The sequence below is a fragment of the Staphylococcus sp. HMSC34G04 genome (genome assembly GCF_001838765.1).
Classification (GTDB): domain Bacteria; phylum Bacillota; class Bacilli; order Staphylococcales; family Staphylococcaceae; genus Staphylococcus; species Staphylococcus epidermidis.
The window spans coordinates 1-1,033 of the sequence record NZ_KV838741.1 but is presented as its reverse complement, the minus strand read 5'-3'; the positions used below and the strand labels follow the sequence as shown (position 1 = coordinate 1,033).

Here is a 1,033-nt window from a genome sequence, read left to right as displayed (position 1 = left end):
GTTAGCTATATTTTTTACTTTGCAACAGAACCTTTTGTTGCTAGTTTTGCTGTGGGTTTACTTATAACGAATAAAGAGTATAAAGAAGGTAAATTCACGGAAAAACAAGCTGTTATCATAGCAACCGGCTTTTCTACAGTTACTGTAGCTTTTATGATAGTTATTGCTAAAACCTTACACTTAATGGATATATGGAATTTATATTTTTGGTCTACCTTGTTTGTTACTGCTGCAGTAACAGCTTGTACAGTTAGGATTTGGCCTATCAGTAAAATTAGCAACACATATTATGATCAGCCATTTATAGAAGAAGATACAAGCGAATTAAAAGGTAAAAAAAAGCTACTTTTTGCATGGGAAAAAGCAATGGAAACTGTTGAATCATCACCTAACGTGATGAAAAATATTTGGTTGAATTTCAAAGAAAGTCTGATTATGACTATGAATATCTTACCCACCATATTATCAATAGGTTTAATTTGCTTGTTACTCGCAGAATATACAGTGATTTTCGATTATTTAGCATATGTTTTTTATCCATTAACTTGGATACTTCAAATACCAGATTCCTTTTTAACTGCAAAAGGCGCAGCTATTGGTATAACAGAAATGTTTTTGCCTTCATTAATTGTAGTCGAAGCACCATTAATCACTAAATTTATAATTGCTGTTACTTCTGTTTCTACAATTATATTCTTTTCAGCTAGTGTGCCTAGTATTCTCTCTACTGATATACCCATCCGCATAAGAGATTTAGTGGTTATATGGTTTGAGAGAACTGTATTGAGTTTAATTATAGTAACACCTATCGCATATATTTTTTTATAATTCAATAATAAAATATCGTATATAAAAAAATCACCTTTTTTACAAATATTTATAGTGATAAGGAAAGCAAGGATATGAAATTTCCATCTTAATTTACTGTTTTTTATTTTAAACTCAATTATATATTTAGGGTACACCCTAATCATACAAATATAGTTGTTGAATTTATAGCAACTAAAACGTATGATTAGGGTGTATATTAATT

1 pseudogene is annotated in these 1,033 nt (G+C 29.4%); it reads left to right on the top strand.

Annotated elements, in window-relative coordinates:
* Nucleotides 1–828: pseudogene (locus HMPREF3241_RS08720) on the top strand (YjiH family protein); the annotation flags it as partial.
* Nucleotides 829–1,033 lie beyond the last annotated feature (205 nt).